Source organism: Methylobacterium nigriterrae (genome assembly GCF_037106235.1).
GTDB lineage: Bacteria > Pseudomonadota > Alphaproteobacteria > Rhizobiales > Beijerinckiaceae > Methylobacterium > Methylobacterium nigriterrae.
The window spans coordinates 1-3,289 of sequence record NZ_JBAWTG010000263.1; the positions used below are offsets into that span (position 1 = coordinate 1).

Genomic DNA, 3,289 nt, shown 5'->3' on the forward strand with positions numbered 1-3,289 from the left:
ACGTCCGCCGGGAAAGCCGGCAGCAGCCTCCTTTCAGGAGAGGCTTGGAGGCTGGGCGCTTACGTGCTCTGAGTGGTGCCATAACTCCCCTTACGCGAAGGGAAGCGCACAGATTATGCGAATTGCGTGGTCTCGCGCGCGCATCGAAGCCGCTTGAAAGCCTCGGGCCGATCGTGCTCGTCTCCAGCGCATGATCAAGTCCGAGCTTGTCGCCCGCATCGCGGCGGAGAACCTCCACCTCTACGAGCGGGACTGCGAGGCCGTCGTGAACGCGATCCTTGGCCGGATCGCGGACGCGCTCGCGGCCGGCGAGCGGGTGGAGATCCGTGGCTTCGCGGCTTTCTCGATCAAGGGCATGCGGGCGCGCCAAGGCCGCAACCCGCGGACGGGCGAAAGCGTAGCCGTGGCGGAAAAGAAGGCCGTCCACTTCAAGCCCGGCAAGGAGATCCAGCAGCGGCTGAATACCGAGACGCCTGATCTCCTGCCCGAGTAGCGCCGGGTAGGCTGAAGCAGCCTGTCGCAAAGGGTTTTTTCACTCGCTTGGGGCTGGCTACATCGCCAAGCGCCTGTTCCCCCCATTGCTCTCTCACGACTTGCCGGCTCCCACTGCGGGGCCGAGCATCCTCGTGCGCCCTGTCGCGAGCAGGGTAGCAGGCACCGGCCGCGCCCGTGTTCTCCCAAGGTCGCGGTGTTGCGGTCGGGGACCCCGCCTCCGGGATCCCTTGCCCCTGCCGGAAACACGCCAGCACACTTCGCGGCGCAGCTTGCCCCACGCACCCCGGACTTGATCTGGGGCGGCAGGCGCCGGCCGCACACGTTGAAGCCCCCTCGCGTTGTCGCGGTCGGTGGCCCCTGCCCGCATCCTAACTGGCGTGATCGCCTATGCTGGGCCTGATGTCTGGCATTCGTGGGCAGGCGTCGGCCGGCGGGGTGCTAGGAGGGCAAACCGGGGCACCCCGCCGGCCCATAACCCAGAGCAGTTGTCGAGCCTGATCCACGGCTCCCCTGCCCTCCCCGCTTCTTCGCTATTGTCCAGCACACCTCGACCAGCGTAGCCGTGAGGCAACCGAAGGGAGGGCCGGCAGACATGTCGATCGCGAAGCGCCAGCTTGCTGCCTCGATCCGCAATGCGGCGCACATCGCAGAGGGCGAGACGCTTGCCGCCTTCGTGCTGGATGAGGCGACGGAGCGCGGTCCGAACCCCTTCCCCCAAACCAGTGCCGGGGTCGTGCGCCACGTCTGGGCTGCTCGCAGCTTCGAATTCCGCGCGCTCGGTATCCAGTCCGCGGGTCTGCCGTGCCTCCTGACTGCACTTGCCGAACTGCCGCTCTCCGAGCCTCTGGTGCAGGAGATCCTGCGCTCGGGCCCCTACTCCCTCCACGCCTTCACCCACGGCGACGGCTGCCGGATGATTGGTGCCGTGCTGCACAGCAGGCCGAATGTCCCGCTGCCTCCGTTGGTTAAGCCGCGAAATTCTAGGCGAGGCAATCGGACTGCCAGCGTGGAGTCCAGAGCGCAACTCGATCTCTTTGCCAGCGCCGCCCTCTAAGATTGCTTTGCACAATCAAGAAGTTGCTGACGGCGCAGCCGACACGATACCGGATAGCTACCGGCTAGCTACCAAGGAGCTCCCATCTAGCTACCTGATAGCTCTCTGCTAGCACCCGAGTAGCTACTCGCTAGCTGACCGGTAGCTAGCGAGTAGCTGACCGGTAGCTGTTAGCTATCTGGTAACTATTCTCGCCCGATGATGCCTCGTCCGCGCGGCCGAGCAACAGGAGGCGTCATGCCCGTCATTGCCTTTGCCAACCCCAAAGGAGGGGCTGGGAAGACCACTACCGCCCTTCTCTTGGCGACCGAGATTGCAGCGAAGGGAGCAGCCGTCGCGATTATCGATGCCGATCCGGAGAAGTGGATCAGCCAGTGGTCCCGCCTGCCGGGCAAGCCGGACAACGTCACCATCATCGGAGACGTAACCGAGGACACAGTGGTCGATGCGATTGAAGCCGCGGAGCGCGAGGCTCAGTTCGTGATCGTCGACCTCGAAGGAACGGCTAGCTTGATGGTATCCAACGCCATCGGCATGTCTGACCTCGTGGTCATCCCTATCCAGGGCTCCTCCATGGACGCAAAGGGCGGCGCCAAGACGATCCGCCTCATCCGCAACCAGGAGAAGATGTCCCGGCGAAAGATTGGCCACGCCGTCGTTCTGACCCGCACCGGAGCTGCCGTCACGTCTCGCGCGCTCCGCAACGTTTCCGAGCAGCTGCAGGCTGGCGGCATCGAGATCTTCGCCACGCCGATCGTGGAGCGTGCCGCCTATCGCGACCTCTTCGACTACGGGGGCACGCTCTCGGGGCTCAACCCGTCCCAGGTGAGCAACCTCGAAAAGGCCATTCAGAACGCGCGCGAATTTGCCGGCGAGGTTATCGCCAAATTGCGGGCTACGGCCGGCACGCGGGCTGCTGCATGACGGAGGCGGGCATGAAGGACCGACCCTCACTCGGATTTGGCGACGAGCTTGACGATTTTGACCCAGCGGCGTGGTCGAAGCCAAAGCCTCCTGTCGCTAAGCCAGCCGCTGAAGAGGCCCGGAAGGCGGCCGAAGCAGCTGGCTTTCGCAGTAGGGAGCCGGGCAGGGCAGGGGAGTTGCCCACCGCCGCCTCCATTCCCACCCCCGCACTACAGCAGCGGCGTCGCCGAACTGGTCGAAACGTGCAGTTCAACATCAAGGCACGCGCTGAGACGATTGAGGCATTCACGCGAGTCGCAGACGCGAATGGCTGGGGCTTCGGTGAAGCCTTTGAGAGAGCAACAGAATTGCTCGAACGGGAATGCGCTAGCCGATAGCAAGCGGATAGCTAGAGGCTAGCTGGTAGCTACCAGTTACTGGCATTGAAGACGAGAGGCCAAGGCATGATCACGGCAGCCTTTCTGGGCATGCTCGCCACCGCCCTTGGAGCGGCTGCGGCCGGTGCGATCAGCGCGCCAGCCGAGAGGTGAGGGGAGTGGCTTCCGACACCGCTCAGCTCCTGCTCGAATTCGCAGCCAAGAATGCTGAGTTGCGTCTTCAGCTCGCCGAGGTGCCACTCCGGATACGCCCCCAGGGCGGCCGACAGCCGAAACGAATAACTGGAGCGGCCAAGCCATCCGCGCCCGTCCTGAATCAACCTCGAGCAAGGAAACGGCTTTCGAGCTTGGCGCTTGCCCGTTGAGGCCGCCGATCCCGCGATGACACTGCATTCGGCCGGCGGCTCCAAGGGCGCCTTAATCGTCGCCTTGGCATCCT

General features: G+C 64.5%; 4 protein-coding genes. 3 read left to right on the plus strand and 1 reads right to left on the minus strand.

What is annotated here, in order from left to right; translation table 11 throughout:
• Positions 1–190: 190 nt before the first annotated feature.
• The 3 genes from WDW90_RS35775 (at position 191) to WDW90_RS35785 (ending at position 2,473) form a co-directional block, all read left to right on the plus strand.
• The gene (locus WDW90_RS35775; protein WP_336492500.1) at positions 191–493 is read left to right on the plus strand and encodes an integration host factor subunit beta; all 303 of its coding nucleotides are present in this window, start codon (positions 191–193) and stop codon (positions 491–493) included.
• Between the two features lie 594 nt (positions 494–1,087).
• Positions 1,088–1,549, plus strand: a complete 462-nt coding sequence (locus tag WDW90_RS35780; protein ID WP_336492501.1) for a polysaccharide deacetylase family protein — start codon at positions 1,088–1,090, stop codon at positions 1,547–1,549.
• Positions 1,550–1,786: 237 nt separating this feature from the next.
• Entirely contained in the window at positions 1,787–2,473 is a 687-nt protein-coding gene (locus WDW90_RS35785; RefSeq protein ID WP_336492502.1) for a division plane positioning ATPase MipZ, read from the plus strand.
• Positions 2,474–2,879: 406 nt separating this feature from the next.
• Here the strand turns inward: WDW90_RS35785 and WDW90_RS35790 are convergent.
• Positions 2,880–3,289, minus strand: a 410-nt coding sequence (locus tag WDW90_RS35790) for a hypothetical protein (RefSeq protein ID WP_336492503.1), incomplete at its 5' end; no start/stop codon positions are given.

Bases quoted from the DNA above. Each gene is read 5' to 3' on its own strand.
- WDW90_RS35775 (WP_336492500.1), top strand. From the start codon at position 191: ATGATCAAGTCCGAGCTTGTCGCCCGCATCGCGGCGGAGAACCTCCAC.
- WDW90_RS35780 (WP_336492501.1), top strand. From the start codon at position 1,088: ATGTCGATCGCGAAGCGCCAGCTTGCTGCCTCGATCCGCAATGCGGCG.
- WDW90_RS35785 (WP_336492502.1), top strand. From the start codon at position 1,787: ATGCCCGTCATTGCCTTTGCCAACCCCAAAGGAGGGGCTGGGAAGACC.